Source organism: Aminobacter sp. DSM 101952, assembly GCF_001424795.1.
GTDB classification, from domain to species: Bacteria; Pseudomonadota; Alphaproteobacteria; order Rhizobiales; family Rhizobiaceae; genus Aminobacter; species Aminobacter aganoensis.
Window position 1 is genome coordinate 63916 of record NZ_LMCL01000007.1, and the last position, 14773, is coordinate 78688.

General features: G+C 66.2%; 17 protein-coding genes. 8 read left to right on the forward strand and 9 right to left on the reverse strand.

The genetic code is table 11. The annotated features are described in order from the left end of the window. Positions 1 to 90 precede the first annotated feature (90 nt). Positions 91 to 1260 carry an FAD-binding oxidoreductase gene (locus tag ASC75_RS08200; RefSeq protein ID WP_055972910.1) on the forward strand — a complete coding sequence of 390 codons (1170 nt, stop codon included), beginning with the start codon at positions 91 to 93 and terminating at the stop codon, positions 1258 to 1260. Between the two features lie 280 nt (positions 1261 to 1540). Here the strand turns inward: ASC75_RS08200 and ASC75_RS08205 are convergent, their stop codons facing one another. Together ASC75_RS08205 and ycaC are read right to left on the reverse strand one after the other, a co-directional pair. Continuing rightward, on the reverse strand, positions 1541 to 1825 hold the full coding sequence (locus tag ASC75_RS08205; RefSeq protein WP_156381157.1) for a hypothetical protein: 285 nt from the start codon (positions 1823 to 1825) through the stop codon (positions 1541 to 1543). A 555-nt stretch (positions 1826 to 2380) separates the two neighbouring features. Next, positions 2381 to 3007, reverse strand: coding sequence for an isochorismate family cysteine hydrolase YcaC (gene ycaC / locus ASC75_RS08210; protein ID WP_055972916.1), 627 nt, complete (start codon positions 3005 to 3007; stop codon positions 2381 to 2383). Positions 3008 to 3141: 134 nt separating this feature from the next. On the opposite strand from ycaC, the gene ASC75_RS08215 reads away from it, so the two are divergent. Next, complete coding sequence (locus ASC75_RS08215; protein ID WP_055972919.1) at positions 3142 to 4059, forward strand: LysR substrate-binding domain-containing protein; 918 nt, start codon at positions 3142 to 3144, stop codon at positions 4057 to 4059. A gap of 24 nt (positions 4060 to 4083) precedes the next feature. On the opposite strand, the gene ASC75_RS08220 is transcribed toward ASC75_RS08215, so the two are convergent. From ASC75_RS08220 to ASC75_RS08235, 4 genes are all read right to left on the reverse strand, one after another. Beyond that, positions 4084 to 4719, reverse strand: coding sequence for a VOC family protein (locus tag ASC75_RS08220; RefSeq protein WP_055972921.1), 636 nt, complete (start codon positions 4717 to 4719; stop codon positions 4084 to 4086). Positions 4720 to 4909: 190 nt separating this feature from the next. Continuing rightward, on the reverse strand, positions 4910 to 5131 hold the full coding sequence (locus ASC75_RS08225) for a hypothetical protein (RefSeq protein ID WP_055972925.1): 222 nt from the start codon (positions 5129 to 5131) through the stop codon (positions 4910 to 4912). A 106-nt stretch (positions 5132 to 5237) separates the two neighbouring features. Continuing rightward, a complete protein-coding gene (locus tag ASC75_RS08230; RefSeq protein ID WP_055973086.1) occupies positions 5238 to 5447 on the reverse strand; it encodes a cold-shock protein in 210 nt (69 codons plus the stop codon). A 114-nt stretch (positions 5448 to 5561) separates the two neighbouring features. Continuing rightward, positions 5562 to 5870, reverse strand: a complete 309-nt coding sequence (locus tag ASC75_RS08235; RefSeq protein WP_156381158.1) for a hypothetical protein — start codon at positions 5868 to 5870, stop codon at positions 5562 to 5564. A gap of 80 nt (positions 5871 to 5950) precedes the next feature. Here ASC75_RS08235 and ASC75_RS08240 point away from each other — a divergent pair, with 80 nt between their 5' ends. Both ASC75_RS08240 and ASC75_RS08245 read left to right on the forward strand, forming a co-directional pair. Next, positions 5951 to 6625, forward strand: a complete 675-nt coding sequence (locus ASC75_RS08240; protein ID WP_082496471.1) for a hypothetical protein — start codon at positions 5951 to 5953, stop codon at positions 6623 to 6625. A gap of 91 nt (positions 6626 to 6716) precedes the next feature. After that, positions 6717 to 7514: a DUF2189 domain-containing protein gene (locus ASC75_RS08245; protein ID WP_055972932.1), complete on the forward strand. Its 798-nt coding sequence runs from the start codon at positions 6717 to 6719 to the stop codon at positions 7512 to 7514. Positions 7515 to 7599: 85 nt separating this feature from the next. On the opposite strand, the gene ASC75_RS08250 is transcribed toward ASC75_RS08245, so the two are convergent. Further along, positions 7600 to 8058 (reverse strand): carboxymuconolactone decarboxylase family protein, encoded by a 459-nt coding sequence (locus ASC75_RS08250; RefSeq protein ID WP_055972934.1) that lies wholly within the window; start codon positions 8056 to 8058, stop codon positions 7600 to 7602. 125 nt (positions 8059 to 8183) lie between these two features. Between ASC75_RS08250 and ASC75_RS08255 the strand changes: the two genes are divergently transcribed. Continuing rightward, positions 8184 to 9056 carry a sigma-70 family RNA polymerase sigma factor gene (locus tag ASC75_RS08255; RefSeq protein ID WP_055972940.1) on the forward strand — a complete coding sequence of 291 codons (873 nt, stop codon included), beginning with the start codon at positions 8184 to 8186 and terminating at the stop codon, positions 9054 to 9056. Between the two features lie 80 nt (positions 9057 to 9136). Here ASC75_RS08255 and ASC75_RS08260 read toward each other — a convergent pair whose 3' ends face one another. Continuing rightward, a complete protein-coding gene (locus tag ASC75_RS08260; RefSeq protein ID WP_055972943.1) occupies positions 9137 to 10411 on the reverse strand; it encodes a serine hydrolase in 1275 nt (424 codons plus the stop codon). Between the two features lie 55 nt (positions 10412 to 10466). Further along, entirely contained in the window at positions 10467 to 11867 is a 1401-nt protein-coding gene (locus ASC75_RS08265; protein ID WP_055972946.1) for an alginate export family protein, read from the reverse strand. A 356-nt stretch (positions 11868 to 12223) separates the two neighbouring features. On the opposite strand from ASC75_RS08265, the gene ASC75_RS08270 reads away from it, so the two are divergent. The 3 genes from ASC75_RS08270 (at position 12224) to ASC75_RS08280 (ending at position 14692) form a co-directional block, all read left to right on the forward strand. Continuing rightward, positions 12224 to 13663, forward strand: a complete 1440-nt coding sequence (locus ASC75_RS08270) for an FAD-binding oxidoreductase (RefSeq protein WP_055972949.1) — start codon at positions 12224 to 12226, stop codon at positions 13661 to 13663. A gap of 177 nt (positions 13664 to 13840) precedes the next feature. Beyond that, positions 13841 to 14182 carry a metalloregulator ArsR/SmtB family transcription factor gene (locus tag ASC75_RS08275; protein WP_055972951.1) on the forward strand — a complete coding sequence of 114 codons (342 nt, stop codon included), beginning with the start codon at positions 13841 to 13843 and terminating at the stop codon, positions 14180 to 14182. A gap of 21 nt (positions 14183 to 14203) precedes the next feature. Next, positions 14204 to 14692 carry an SRPBCC family protein gene (locus ASC75_RS08280; RefSeq protein ID WP_055972954.1) on the forward strand — a complete coding sequence of 163 codons (489 nt, stop codon included), beginning with the start codon at positions 14204 to 14206 and terminating at the stop codon, positions 14690 to 14692. Positions 14693 to 14773 lie beyond the last annotated feature (81 nt).

Here is a 14773-nt window from a genome sequence, read left to right on the forward strand (position 1 = left end):
TCTTGCCCGGCAATGCTGGCCCTTGCAAGGGCTTGCCCGGCAATGACGTAACTGCTTTTGTCCTCCATCGAATCTGGACGGGAACATTCCATGGCACGCTACGACGTGGTCATCATCGGCGGCGCGATCGTCGGCAGCTCGGTCGCCTATTACCTGCGCGACGAGGGCTTTAGCGGCTCGATCGCGCTGATCGAGCGCGACCCGCAATTCGCCCATTCGGCAACGACGCTGTCCTGCGCCTCGATCCGCCAGCAGTTCTCGATCCCCGAGAACATCCGCCTGTCGCAGTTCACGCTCGGCCTGTTCCGGCGGCTGAAGGACGAGTTCGGCCCGGACGCCGACATCGGCTTCCGCGAGGGCGGCTACCTGATCCTCGCCGGCGAGAACGGCCTGCCGATCCTCGAAGCCAACCACCGGGCGCAGATGGCCGAGGGCGCCGACATCGTGCTCGAGGACGCCGGGCAGCTGGCGAAGCGCTTCCAGTGGATCTCGACCGAGGGCATTTCCGCCGGCGCCTATGGCCGCACGGGCGAAGGCTGGTTCGACGCGCATGCCATGCTCGGCCTGTTCCGCAAGGCGCTGAAAACCAGGAACATCGACCTGATCACCGCCGAGGTGACCGGCATCGAGCGCGAGCGCAACCGCGTGGTTGCCGTCACGCTGGCCAATGGCGAGCGGCTGGAGGCCGGCACCATCGTCAACGCCGCCGGGCCCAACGCCGGCAAGGTCTCGGCCATGGCCGGCATCGCCCTGCCGGTCGAGCCCCGCAAGCGCAACGTCTTCGTCTTCGAGACGCGCGACAGGTTCGCCGACATGCCGCTGATGGTCGACCCGAGCGGCGTCTACGTCCGGCCCGAGGGCTCGGTCTACATCACCGGCGGGGCCGAGAGCGAGGACGGCGAGCAGGCCGCCGATCCGCAGGATTTCAACCCCGACTGGGGCCTGTTCGAAGAGGTGATCTGGCCGGCACTGGCGACACGCGTTCCGGCCTTCGAGGCGATCAAGGCGACGCAGGCCTGGGTCGGTCACTACGATTACAACGCACTCGACCAGAACGCCGTCATCGGTCCGCACCCCGAGGTCGAAAACTTCATCTTCGCCAACGGCTTTTCCGGCCACGGCCTGCAACAGGCACCGGCGGTGGGCAAGGCGCTGGCCGAACTCATCGTCCATGGCGGCTACCGCTCGATCGACTGCTCGGCCTTTGGCTACCAGCGCATCGCCGAGGACCGGCCGTTCCGCGAGCTGAACGTGATCTAGGGGTTTTCGCCCGGGCACCCGATCCTGCGCCTCTGTGGCTGAGCCCCTCATCCTGAGCCTGTCGAAGGATGAGGCGCGGCAAAACGCCGACGTCCTCCCTCCCCTTGTGGGGAGGGTAAGGGGKGGGGGTGAATTCGCCTCCGGCGGCACAGAGCATGGCCGCAGGGGCGCCCCACCCTCTATCCCTCCCCACAAGGGGGAGGGAGGACCTAGACACCGGCGCCCACATATCATTCGCGCTCGCTTCGGTCGGCCACCCTGCGACAGCCTCCCGCGCCACCTAGACCTGCACCGCCCCCATCGACAGCGCGGCGAGAAAGGTCATCATCGCCTCGACCTCGCTGGCGGCGCGGCTGGAGGGCTTGCCGGTGCAGTGGGCGCCCTCGCGGCCATAATGATCGGCGCGGCAGCAGCCGTCCTTGCGGCAGGCGCGGCGCGAGCAGCGCAGGGCCGCGCCGTCGCGCGTGGCGGCGATGCGCACGGCAAGCCCGGCCACCTTGCGCACCGTGTATGGCAGTCGCTGGTCGATGACGCTGCGGTCGTCCATTTGCCTTGATTGTTTCATGTGAAAACACCTTTTGCCTGAGGGGGAGCGCGCACGAAATACTGCCCGGCCTGGCGCACCAGCCGGATTTTCCAAGGGAAGCCGACGCATGGGGCGCGCCTTCTTCAGTAGACTGATTGCGGCACGCCACCACGCGTCCGCCGGTGCGCTTGCCCCACCCTCGTGCCGTCGGCGCATTTTCGCGCCACGGCTGGCAGGGCCTCGACCTGGGGGCTCATCACCCAGCAACGCCACCGTCAGCGCCGCCGGCCAAGACACCGTCCCCCTCACCTGGCACCCGGTGCGCACCAGGTTTCCCTTGAGGGAGATGGACTGATCTTAGGCCGGGTGTCCGGAGGCGTGGAAAAAGAAGGCGAAAGTTTTTTTGAAAAGACAATGAGAACAATGTGTTGGAGGGCGAGCGGCCAAAAATTTGTCCACCACTGCCCCCCGGAAAAACAAAAACGCGACAGCGCAGGTCGCCATCGCGTTGCCGGCCCGACACGAACTCGGGCCTGTTCGAACAACAACGCCACGCTCCGGACCATCGAACGATGATCCGGAGCGGCGGGTTGCCTACTTGCCCGAGGTCACCGTGTTGTAGCTGGTGATCAGGTTGCGGTAGTCCGGGATATGGTTCGAGAACAGCGTTCCCAGACCCTCGACGTCATTGCGCCAGTCGCGGTGCAGCTCACAGGCTACGCCGAACCAGGTCATCAACTGAGCGCCTGCGGCACTCATGCGATCCCAGGCCGAATGACGGGTCACTTCATTGAAGGTGCCCGAAGCGTCGGTGACGACGAAAACGTCAAAGCCAGCCTCGATGGCGGAGAGAGCCGGGAATGCGACGCAGACTTCGGTGACGACGCCGGCGATGAGCAGCTGCTTCTTGCCGGTAGCCTTCACAGCCTTGACGAACTCCTCATTGTCCCACGCGTTGATCTGGCCAGGGCGGGCAATGTAGGGCGCATCGGGGAACGCTTCCTTCAGTTCCGGCACGAGCGGGCCGTTCGGGCCGTTTTCGAAGCTGGTGGTCAGGATGGTCGGCAACTTGAAATATTTGGCGATGTCGGCCACCGCCAGAACATTGTTCTTGAACTTGTCCGGGTCGATGTCACGAACCAGCGACAGAAGGCCGGTTTGGTGGTCGACGAGAAGAACAGCAACATCATCCTTGTTGAGACGGACATAAGGCTTGGTCATGGACGCGTTTCCTTTCTGGAGGTCGGAAGGTCACCGGCTCGGTTCGTGCAGGCATTCCTTATGGTTGAAGCTACTTCGACAACGAAGGACGCGACAGATTGCAAGAATCGACGCTGCGTTCTATAAATAGAACGATGGATGACCTGAATGACCTCTATTATTTCGTGCAGGTGGTCGATCACGGCGGCTTCGCACCGGCGGGACGCGCCATCGGCCTGCAGAAATCGAAACTGAGCCGACGCATCGCGCTTCTTGAAGACCGGTTGGGCGTCCGGCTGATCCAGCGCTCGTCGCGCCGCTTTGCCGTGACCGAGATCGGCCGCGAATATTACCGGCGCTGCCTGGCGGTTATGGTCGAGGCCGAGGCGGCATCGGAATTCATCGCGCAGCATCGCGACGAGCCGCAGGGCGTGGTGCGGGTAAGTTGCCCGACGGCGCTGATCTCATTCCAGTTCGGCGCGCTCTTTGCCAAATTCCTCACCGCCCATCCGCGCGTGGACCTGCATCTGGAAAGCACCAACCGCCGGGTGGACGTCATCGGCGAGCGCTTCGATGTGTCCATCCGCGTCCGCTTTCCTCCGCTGGAGGTGACCGACCTGCTGATGCGAAAGCTCGATGACAGCTCGCAATACCTGGTCGCGCGGCCGGATTTCCTGACAAGCCCCCTTGCGACGCCGGCGGACCTGTCAGGATTGCCGAGCCTGGCCTGGCCGTCGTCTTCGCACAGCTATGAATGGCGGCTGGAAAACGGCAATGGCGAGCATGCGGTCGTTTCGCACCGTCCCCGCCTGCTCACCGACGACATGGCGGCATTGCGCGAAGCAGCGCTCGACGGCGCAGGAATCGTGCAGCTGCCGACGATGATGATCTGGAAGGACCTTGCCGAGGGCACGCTGGTGCCCGTCCTGCCGAAATGGCGTCCCGCATCCGGCATCGTGCATGCCGTCTTTCCGTCAAGGCGCGGGCTGTTGCCCTCGGTGCGCACGCTGATCGACTTCCTGGCAAGGGAGTGTGCCGCGCAACGGCAGACGATCGAGCAGAGCCTTGGCTGACGTCCGCCAGCCGGCTGAACCCCCTTACTCCCCGGCGAAACAGATCAGATTGCCGTCGGGGTCCCGCACGATGAAGGTGCGCGCGTCCCAGGGTTCGGTGCGCAACGGTTGGTGGAAGGCCACGCCGGCCTTGTCGAACTCGAGGAACAAGGGCTTGGCGTCGTCGACCGCGAAGGTGCAGGACAGGGCGTCGTGTTCACGCGCGCGAAAGCCGCTGTCGAACACCGGGCCGGCGACCTGGCGCAGGTTGAGGCGGCCGCCATCGCGCGACACCTGCGCGTAGAACGGCGGCTCGCCATAGGAGAAGGCGAGCTCGAAGCCGAGCTTTTCGACATAGAACGCGCAGGCAGCCTTCATGTCGGCGACGAAAAGCTGCGGCTCGGCAGCGATGATGGAGGCGGAGCGGGAGGTGGGTGTGGTCGGTGACGTCATGGATGGCAATCCCTTGATCAGCGCCGCCCAGCTGTCGAAGCCATGCTTTCTCGCCACGAGTTCCTGAGCGTCGCCGAGCCTGAAGGCGGCGGCGAGCACGTCCCTGTCGGGCAGGTCGCGGAAGCGCGGCAGGAACCGCCTGATCTGGGCCGCGACGGGAAAATAGCGCGCGCGGTGCCAGCGCAGGTAGGACTTGGCTTGCTTGCGGAGGTTTTCGAGATTGGGCATGGGGCGCGCGCACGACTGATGACCTTGACGTAGGCGGGCAATGCCCCTCCGGCTGGTCAGCCGACGCGCCCTACAGCAGCACCGTCCACGCTAGGCCGGCGGGTGATGTCCGTCAAGAACGCCGGCGGGCGTGACGTCGTCGGGAAGATCGCCTGTTAGCCCCATCATGGCCCCGGGCGAGCGCGTGGCTTTACGCCGCCGGCTTCTTGCGGCGCGCGGGCTTGGCGGGGGCGGGTTCCTGAGTTGCCTCCATGGCAAGCCGTGCCGCACGGAGCCGCGCGGTCTTGGCCTCGCGTGCGGCGACCTCGGCACCGAGGATCGAATTGGCGACCCGGGTGGTCATGTCGCCCTTTGCTTCGGCCTTGTTCTGCGCGGGGAGAAACGGGGTAGCCTGGATGATGGAACTCGCCATGATGATGTCTCCTGAAATGAAAAAGGCCGGGAACTCCCGACCTTCTCCCGATTGCCTCGACGGCCGATGCCAGTTCATCCGTGGTCAGCGGCCGGACGCAATTCCGTTAGGCAGCCTGAAGGTTTTCGGCTGCGTTCTTGCCGCTGCGGTTGTCGCGCACGACATCGAAGGTCAGCTTCTGGCCCTCGACGATGGTGCGCATGCCGGCACGCTCGACGGCCGAGATGTGGACGAACACGTCCTGCTCGCCGGTGTCGGGCGCAATGAAGCCGAAACCTTTGGTGGCATTGAAGAATTTAACTGTACCAGTGGCCATGACGAAACCTTTCAATCGACATGTGAAGTATTCGCCGGCGGAATGCAGGGCGATGTTTTGCGATCGAAATTGAGGGGGAAGATCGTAGAGGCGCCAGGCGCGCGGAACAAAGTTCTACAGCAAGATCGATATGACCAATATAGGGCTTAGTGCGACGATAACAAGGCTGCACGCAACGAAGGACTTGGCCGCCTGTGGCCCGAAGGCCTTGCAATCGAGAACCCGGCATCCCACATAGGCCTCATCGGCGAGCTTGCCGGGAGCGAAACGCACATCAAGATTTGATGCCTGGGTTTTGCCGCGAGCCGCTGCATTTGCCCTGATCGACGGCATGCCGACCGCGGATGTACCGGCAGCATGAAATGTCTCAGGAGCCAGAGGGAAGCGGGCATTGCCCGCTTTTTTCTTGTCTGGCGCCAGCACCCGATACCACCCTTTGCAGACGGGCCTTTGGCCGACATGATGCGATGCGGCCTTGCGCCGGCATTGCGGAGGGGACAGCCATGGATTTCATGCGCCTGCTGAAATCGCTAGAGGAACTGCTCTACGAGCTGGCGTCGTGGCTGGTCTTCTATCCCGTGACGATGTGGCGGACGCTGCGCCGGCCGCAGGCGATGATGCGTTATGCCGACGTCGAGCTCGCCGACGACGTGGCCGAGCAATACACCGACACGCTGAGCCCGCCGCTGTTCCTGCTGATCACCCTGCTGATCGCGCATGGCTTCGAGCTGGCGCTGGTGCGCCAGGAGACGCCATGGGCGCCGCCGTCGTTTCTCGCCAGCGATGCCAATCTGCTGATGTTCCGCGCCGTGGCGTTCAGCGTCTTCCCGCTGCTGATGGCGCTGGCGCTACTGCGCCACCGCGGCATCCGCATCGACCGCAACACGCTGAAGCGGCCCTTCTACAGCCAGTGCTATGTCGCGGCGCCCTTTGCCCTGCTGGCAAGCGCCGGCGGCCTGCTGACCCGCATCGACACCGCCGAGACGCGGCTGGCCGGGCTGGCGCTGTTCGGACTGGCGACCCTGTGGTACCTGACCGTCGAAACGCGCTGGTTTGCCAGGCATCTCGACCTGCCGCTGCCGCGCGCGGCATTCAAGGTGACCGTCATCCTGTTCGAGGGGCTGGTGGCGATCCTGCTGGCGGGAGCGGCGATCGCCTACGGCCTGGCGGACGCGTGAACGCGCCGGCTGCGGGCCCTTGATCCTGATCAATGTCCCGCGCAGCCTGGCGTATAGGGATAGCACGACGGCGCCAGCGAGGGAGGAAGCCATGGCAGACGTGAAGGGGACGGCGCAGCCGCAGGGCAATCGGCCGGGCGCGCTGCCGGAGGTGCGGGCGCTGACGGTGGCCGACATCAGGCGGAGCCTGGCGGAAGGGGCGGCCGACTTTGCCCGCTGCCCGGCGGTCGGGCTGATCATCGGCGCCGTGTTCATGCTCATCGGCATGGCGATCACCGTGTCGCTGCTGGTGCTGCACGAACCCTGGCTGATCTATCCCTTCGCCATCGGCTTCCCGCTGGTCGGGCCGTTCGCCGCCGTCGGGCTCTACGAGGTCAGCCGCCGGCTGGAGGCCGGCCAGGCGCCGGCGCTCGGCGAAGTGTTCAAAGTGATCTGGGCCCAGCGCCGCCGCGAGGTGTCGTGGATGGCCTTCGTCATGCTGTTCGTGTTCTGGATCTGGATGTACCAGATCAGGCTGCTGATCGCGCTGATCCTCGGCCGCATGTCGTTCGCCACCCTCGACCGTTTCGTCGGCGTGGTGACGACGACGAGCGAGGGCTGGATCTTCCTCGGCATCGGCCATGTCGTCGGCGCAGCACTGGCGCTGGTGCTGTTTTCGATCACCGTGATCTCGATCCCGATGCTGCTCGACCGCGAGGTCGATTTCGTCACCGCCATGATCACTTCGGTGCGCACCGTGCTGGCGAGCCCCGTCGTCATGCTGGGCTGGGGCCTGGTGGTGACGCTCGCCGTGCTCGCCGCCTGCGTGCCGTTCTTCCTCGGCCTGCTGGTGGTGCTGCCGGTGCTCGGCCACGCGACCTGGCATCTCTACCGCCGCGCGGTGGTGTAAAGGGCGAGCCCCCATCCTTCGACAGGCTCATCCTTCGACAGGCTCAGGATGAGGGCGGCGTGCGGTGCGGTCGCAGCCGCGCGGCTCAGGTCCAGGCCGCGCCAGCGACCTGGCGGACGGCGGCGTTGAGCCGGTTCCAGACATTGATCAGCCCGATCGAGAGGATCAGCGCCGACAGCGTCTTCTCGTCATAATGGCGCGCGGCGTCGGCCCAGACGTCGTCGGGAACCGGGTCGACCTTGTCGCTGACGCGGGTGACGGCCTCGGTCAGTGCCAGCGCTGCACGCTCGGCGTCGCTGAACCACGGCGTGTCGCGCCAGGCGGCAACGGCGAAGATGCGCTCGTCGGTCTGCCCGGCCTGTCGGAGCTCGAGCGAGTGCATGTGGACGCAGACGCTGCAGCCATTGATCTGGCTGGCGCGCAGATGGACGAGATAACGCGTCACCTCAGGCAGGCTGTCGAGGGTGGTCGCCTTGTTGAGCGCCTGCAGCGCCTTCAGGGCTTCGGGCAGGACGAGGGCGGGGTTGTTCATCCGGGCTTGCATTTTTCGCTTCCTTTCGCGGTCGAGTGGTCGATGGTGACGTTGCCGGCCCCTGGAACAGTCTCTGTCACATCGGCCGGGCTTCGTTCGTCATGGCCTTGACGAAACAGCAGCAAGGGATGTGACCGATGGACGACAAGATTTTTCTCGCCGACGCCTTCGCCGAGAAGCGCGGGCATCTCCGGGCAGTCGCCTACCGCATGCTGGGCTCGGCCAGCGAGGCCGAGGACGCGGTGCAGGAGACGTGGCTGAGGCTGGCGCGCACCGATGCCGGCGGCATCGACAATCTCGGCGGCTGGCTGACCACGGTCGTGGCGCGCGTGTGCCTCGACATGCTGCGCCAGCGCAAGGCGCGGCGCGAGGACCCGCTCGACACCGAGGGACCGGACGAGGTCGCCGACGAAGCCCCGGCCGTCGACCCCGAGCGCGAACTGGCCATGGCCGACGCCGTCGGGCTGGCGCTGCTGGTGGTGCTGGAGCGGCTGGCGCCGGCCGAGCGCATCGCCTTCGTGCTGCACGACATGTTCGACCTGTCCTTCGACGCCATCGCCCCCATCGTCGAGCGCACGCCGGTGGCGGCGCGCCAACTCGCCAGCCGGGCCAGGCGGCGGGTGCAGGGCAGCGACGAGGCCGGCGTGCCCGACCGGGCGCGGCAGCGCGAGATCGTCGACGCCTTCCTTGCGGCATCGCGCGGCGGCGACTTCGCCGGCCTCCTGGCGGTGCTCGATCCCGACGTGGTGTTCCGCGCCGACGCGGCCGCAGCCAGGCTCGGCTCGGCACCCGAATTGCGCGGGGCACAGGCTGTGGCGCAGAACTTCAAGGGCCGTGCCCAGGTCGCCCGCCCGGCCCTGGTCGACGGCGCCATCGGCCTGCTGATCGCGCCGATGGGCAAGCTCCGCGTCGTCCTCGCCCTCACGCTCGACGGCGACAGGATCATCGGCATCGACGCCATCGCCGACCCCCAGCGGCTGGCGCAGCTCGACGTGGCGCTGCTGGCCTAGCCGGACATGAGGTCGGCGACGGAACCGCCGATGGCGGCACGCCTGGCGCAGCCTGCCGGACCGGCGCCGGGCAGCGAACCTTACTTCATCAGATGCCTGGCCAAGGCTTCGTAGGCCGGCAATGAGGTCGGGTCGTTGGCGGCATTGCCGGCGGTGGGATGCGACGAGAAGCGGGCGATGACGACGCGCGCCCTGGGGTCGATGTAGAGCGCCTGGCCATGCACGCCACGCGCCATGTAGGCGCCACGGTCGTTGTTGGTGATCCACCACATGCCGCGATAGCTCCAGCCCTTGAGCAGCGCATAACCGGCCTTTTCGAACGCTGCCTTATCGCCGCCGGCGCGGATGCGGGCGATCGCCGCTTCCGGTATCAGGCGCTGGCCGTCGACGACGCCGTCGTCGAGCAGGATCTGGCCGAGCCGCGCCATGTCGCGCAGCCCGGCATTGAAGCCGCCGCCGGCAAAGGGCGTGCCGGTGGAATCGACGGTGTAGTAGGCGTCCTGCTCGGCGCCCATCTTTCTCCAGATCCGCTCCGACATGAACTCGGCGACGGATTGGCCGGTGACCCGCGCGACGATCCAGCCGAGGGCGTCGGTGTTGATGGTCTTGTAGCCGAAGGCTGCGCCGTGCTCGCCTTGCTTGCGCACCGTCTGGAGGTATTCGAAGTAGCTGCGCGGTCCGGTGTAGCCCTCCGGCTTGGGCAGCGGGCTGCCGGCCGCCGAATAGATCCAGACGTCGGCGTTGGGATCGGCGTAGTCCTCGCTGTAGCGCAGGCCTGTGGTCATCTCCAGCACCTGCTTGACGGTTGCGTCGCCAAACGCGCTGCCGGCGAGTTCGGGCACGATCGATGCCACCTTGGCGTTTTCGTCGAGCTTGCCCTCGGCCACCAGCATCTCGCCCATCAGGCCCGTGAGCGACTTGGTGACCGACATTGCACCATGCTGGCCGGCCTCGTCGAGGCAGCCGAAATAGCGCTCGTAGACGATCTTGCCGTCATGCATGACGACGATGCCGTCGGTGTAGTTGGCGGCCAGCGACTGTTCCCACGTCATCTCGGCGTCGCCGCCAAGCGGGGTGAACGTCACCGCGTCGATGGACTCGTCGATGGCCCGTTCGAGCGGCACCGGCGCCCCGAGCCCGCGGCTGACATTGACCGTCGGCATCAGCTGGCGAAAATTGCAGACCGTCCAGCGCATCTTGGGGAAGCTGAAATAGTCTGGATCGGTGAAGCGGATGATCTTGTCGGCCGGCGGCGGCGCACCGACCATCCAGCCGAGCTTGACCGGGTCGGACTCGTCGGCTGACAGCACTTTTTCCTCCTGTGCACGGGACATCGACGGCATCAGCGAAAGCATTGCCGCGACCAGCGCCACCCGCGCGAACCCGCCCCGCCCCGCACCACATCCGGCCTCAGAAATTGACCACCACATTGACGAAGCCTCCTGTCCAGACTGGCGCATCGGAACTGACGACGGAGTCGGCTCCGGGACCGGGGAATGAGACGCTGAACCCGGCTGTCAGGTAGGTGTTTGGGTTCAGCACGCGGTTGTATTCGAGGAAGATGTCGTCCGACAGGTGCTTGGCGGAAACGCCGGCGACCGGATTGGGCACGCCGTTGATGATGTCGAGATGCGTGCCCTGGCCGAACTGGATCGGGCTGCGCAGCTCGTTGGCGCTGATGTAGGCGTAGCGCAGGGTCAGCGTGTCGCGCTCGGTCGGCTGAACGCGCAGGCTGAGCTGGTGCGCGTTGACGTTGGAGTTGATGAACACCATCGACGACTTCGAGCCGGTCGACCACGAGCTCGGGCTGCCCTCGTAGTAGAGCGGATCGAAGCGCTCCAGGCGCGACGTCGAAGGATCGTCGCCGGAGAATGTCTGGTAGGAATAGGCGATGGTCGGCGCCCAGGAGTATTCGGCGAAGGTGTAGCCGACCTGGACGCGGCCGCCCCATGCCCGCATGTCGATGCGGTCGTTCCACTGGTAGGCGAAGTCGCCTGCGACGAAGAAGTTGTCGAAGCTGTCGCCGAACGGAATGGCGCGGCCGTAGGCATTGACGAAGTTCAGCCCGTCGCGGCCATTGGCAACCAGCGTCGGCACGCCGATGCCGCCGGGCGCGGCCTGCGGGTAGGGCGAGTCGGATTGCAGCACGTGGCCGAAGGTCAGGCCGGCAAAGGTGTCGGCCTCGCCGTCATAGCGGAAATCGCCGCCGACGATCCTGGTCTGGGTGTCGCTCTCGTTCAGTTCGTTGGCGTCGAGATAGAAGGCCGTGCCGGTGAAATTGTCGAAGCCGAAACGGCCGATCGATGCCATCTCCCAGGCCTTGCGCGGGCCGAGCTTGAGCGCGCCGCGATCGAACCCGCTCGAGCCGCCATTGGCAAGCAGCATGCCGGTGCCGGCCTTGAACTGGCGCGGCCCGACCGACAGGTCGAAAGACGGCTCGTTCTTCTCGCCAGAGCGCAGGCCGAGATAGCCCTCTTCGAGCGTGACGCGACCGGTGTTGCCCGTGGCATAGGCATCGATACCGAGCGTGCCCGAGGCAACGGCCGAGACCTTGCCATAGGCCACCACCCCGCCCAGTTCCTTGGTAAAGCTGAGGCCGGGCAGGATGTAGCCTTCGAGCCAGGTCGCGTTCGAATCGAAGCCGGACGACGGCGCGAAGGTATCGGCGTAGTTCCAGAACAGATTGTGCTCGGCCACCACGTTCAGGCCGGCCTGAAGATGCATCCTGATGGTCAGGCCGTCATGGTCGAGGAGGATCATGCGGTCGTCGGCGGCAAGCGTTCGTTCGGAGGCGAAGACGCTTGCCGACATCAGGACTGCGGTGCCTGCCCAGCCAGAAATCCGCCGCCTTCGCTGCCTGGCAGGCAGCTTGTCCGGGCCGGCATGCCCTCGCATCGCCCCGGAATCGAAATCGCTGTCCGTGCACCCCATCGCTTGCATGGCCTCCAAATGTGCGCCGCGAGCCAAAGCAACAAGCCGAGTTGCCCGACACTATGGCGGGCGACGCCGGCCTCCGCAAGCGCAGTGACCCTCGGCGCAACCCAGGCGCGGTGCCCTCGAACGCACTCATCACTTTTGCGCAACGTCGCTTGTTGATCCGCCGCCCGAGGCGCACAATCCGCGGCCGCGGCGGAAGAGGAGGTGTCACTCCATGGGAGGAATGCACCATGAACGACTTGAGCCTCACGACGCTGGACGGCGGCATGGCAATGGTCAGTGCCACGACGCTCGACGCCTTTGCTGCTAGTCTGCGCGGCGACGTCCTCAATGCCGGCGACGCCGGCTATGACGACGCCCGCGCCATCTGGAATGCCATGATCGACCGCCGCCCCGGCCTCATCGTGCGGTGCGCCGGTGCTGCCGACGTCATCGCCACGGTCAACTTCGCCCGCGACAACAAGCTGCTCGTCGCCGTGCGCGGCGGCGGCCACAACATCGCCGGCAGTGCCGTCTGCGACGGCGGGCTGATGATCGACCTCAGCAAGATGAAATCGGTGCGCGTTGACCGTGTCGCCCGGCGCGTCTGGGTCGAGCCGGGCTGCACGCTGGCCGACCTCGACAAGGAGACCCAGGCGTTCGGGCTCCTGGTGCCGACCGGCATCAACTCGACCACCGGCATATCGGGGCTGACGCTCGGCGGCGGATTCGGCTGGACGACACGCAAGCTCGGGCTGACCATCGACAACCTGCTGTCGGCCGACGTGGTGACAGCGGACGGCGAACTGGTGCGGGCAAGCACCGCCGAGCATCCGGACCTGTTCTGGGCCCTGCGCGGCGGCGGCGGCAATTTCGGCGTGGTGACGGCCTTCGAGTTCAAGCTCCACAAGCTCGGGCCGCAGGTGCTGTCGGGACTGGTCGTGCATCCATTCGACGACGCCCGCCAGGTGCTCAAGGAATACCGCGCGGCCCTGGAGGATGCGCCCGACGAACTGACCTGCTGGACCGTGGCCCGCCAGGCGCCGCCGCTGCCCTTCCTGCCGGCGGACTGGCACGGCAAGGAAGTGCTGGTGCTGGCGATGTGCTACAGCGGCGATCTCGAAGCCGGCGAGAAGGCGACCGCCGCCCTGCGCGGCATCGGCAAGCCGATCGTCGACGTGGTCGGGCCGAACCCGTTCACCGGCTGGCAGGCGGCCTTCGACCCGCTGCTCCAGCCCGGCGCGCGCAACTACTGGAAGAGCCACGATTTCATCGATCTCGCCGACGAGACGATCGACGTTCTCGACGGCGCGATCAGGAACCTGCCCGGGCCGGAATGCGAGATCTTCATCGGCCATGTCGGCGGCGCCGCCGGGCGGGTGGCGACCGATGCCACCGCCTTCCCGCAGCGCAACGCGCATTTCGTCATGAACGTGCATGCCCGCTGGCGCGAGGCGAACATGGACAATGCCTGCATGGGCTGGGCCCGCGACATCTATGACGCGGCCAAGCCGCAGGCGGTGGGCACGGCCTACATCAACTTCATGCCGGCGGACGAGGCCGACCGGGTCGAGGCAGCCTATGGCAGCAACTATGCCCGGTTGCTGGAGGTGAAACGGAAATACGACCCCGACAATTTCTTCCGCATGAACCAGAACGTGCGGGCCAAGACGGCGCGCAAGGCGGCCTGAGGAACCCACGGCGCTTTACTCAATGTGAGCAATGCGACGAACCCCCACCCTGTATCCCTCCCCACAAGGGGGAGGGAGGCGTCGGCGTTGCGCCTGCATGTCAGCGGAGCCCTCGCCCCAGGCTTGACAAACGGCCACGTCTTTCATAACCATATTGTTATAGACAAAGGTTGTGACATGACGCCGTCCGAACGCCTCGATGCCACCTTCACGGCTCTCGCCGACCCGACGCGGCGGGCGATCCTTGCCCGGCTGATGCAGGGCGAGGCCTCGGTCATGGAGCTGGCCGAGCCCTTCGCCATGAGCCAGCCGGCGATTTCCAAGCACCTCAAGATGCTGGAGCGGGCCGGGCTGATCTCGCGCGGCCGCGACGCCCAGCGGCGTCCGTGCCGCATCGAGGGCGAGGCGCTGGCGGCGGCAACGGGCTGGCTTGAGGACTACCGCAAGGTCTGGGAAGGCAACTTCAAGCGGCTCGACGGCCTGCTGGCCGAACTGCAGGCCAACCAGGGCAAGGCCTGACGTATCCACGAGGAGCTCGAAATGAAGCACAGGCTGGACGTGACGACGCCAAGCGACCGCGAGATCGCCATGACCCGCGTCTTCGACGCTCCGCGCGACCTCGTCTTCGACTGCTGGACCATCCCTGCGCTGCTGAAGCGCTGGATGACCGGTCCCGACGGCTGGTCGTTTGCCGTCTGCGATGTCGACCTGCGGGTCGGCGGAACTTACCGCTTCGTCTGGCGCCACGAGGACGGCCGCGACATGGGCATGACCGGCACCTATCGCGAGATCACGCGACCGGAACGGATCGTCAGCGTCGAGCTGTTCGACGTCGACTGGACCGAGGGCGAGGCGCGCTCGACGCTGGTGCTGACGGAAGTGGACGGGCGCACGATCTCGGTCAACACCGTGCTCTACAGCTCGCGCGAGGCGCGCGACGGCGCGATTGCCATCGGCATGGCCAAGGGCGTGGAGGCCGGCTACGACCGGCTGGACGATGTTCTGGCGGAGCAGGCCACGGCGGGATAGTCCGGGCATCGCTGCCTTGTCGTTGACAGGTTCGCGTCGCGGGCCTTCGACCACCCTTCGACAGGCTCACCCTTCGACAGG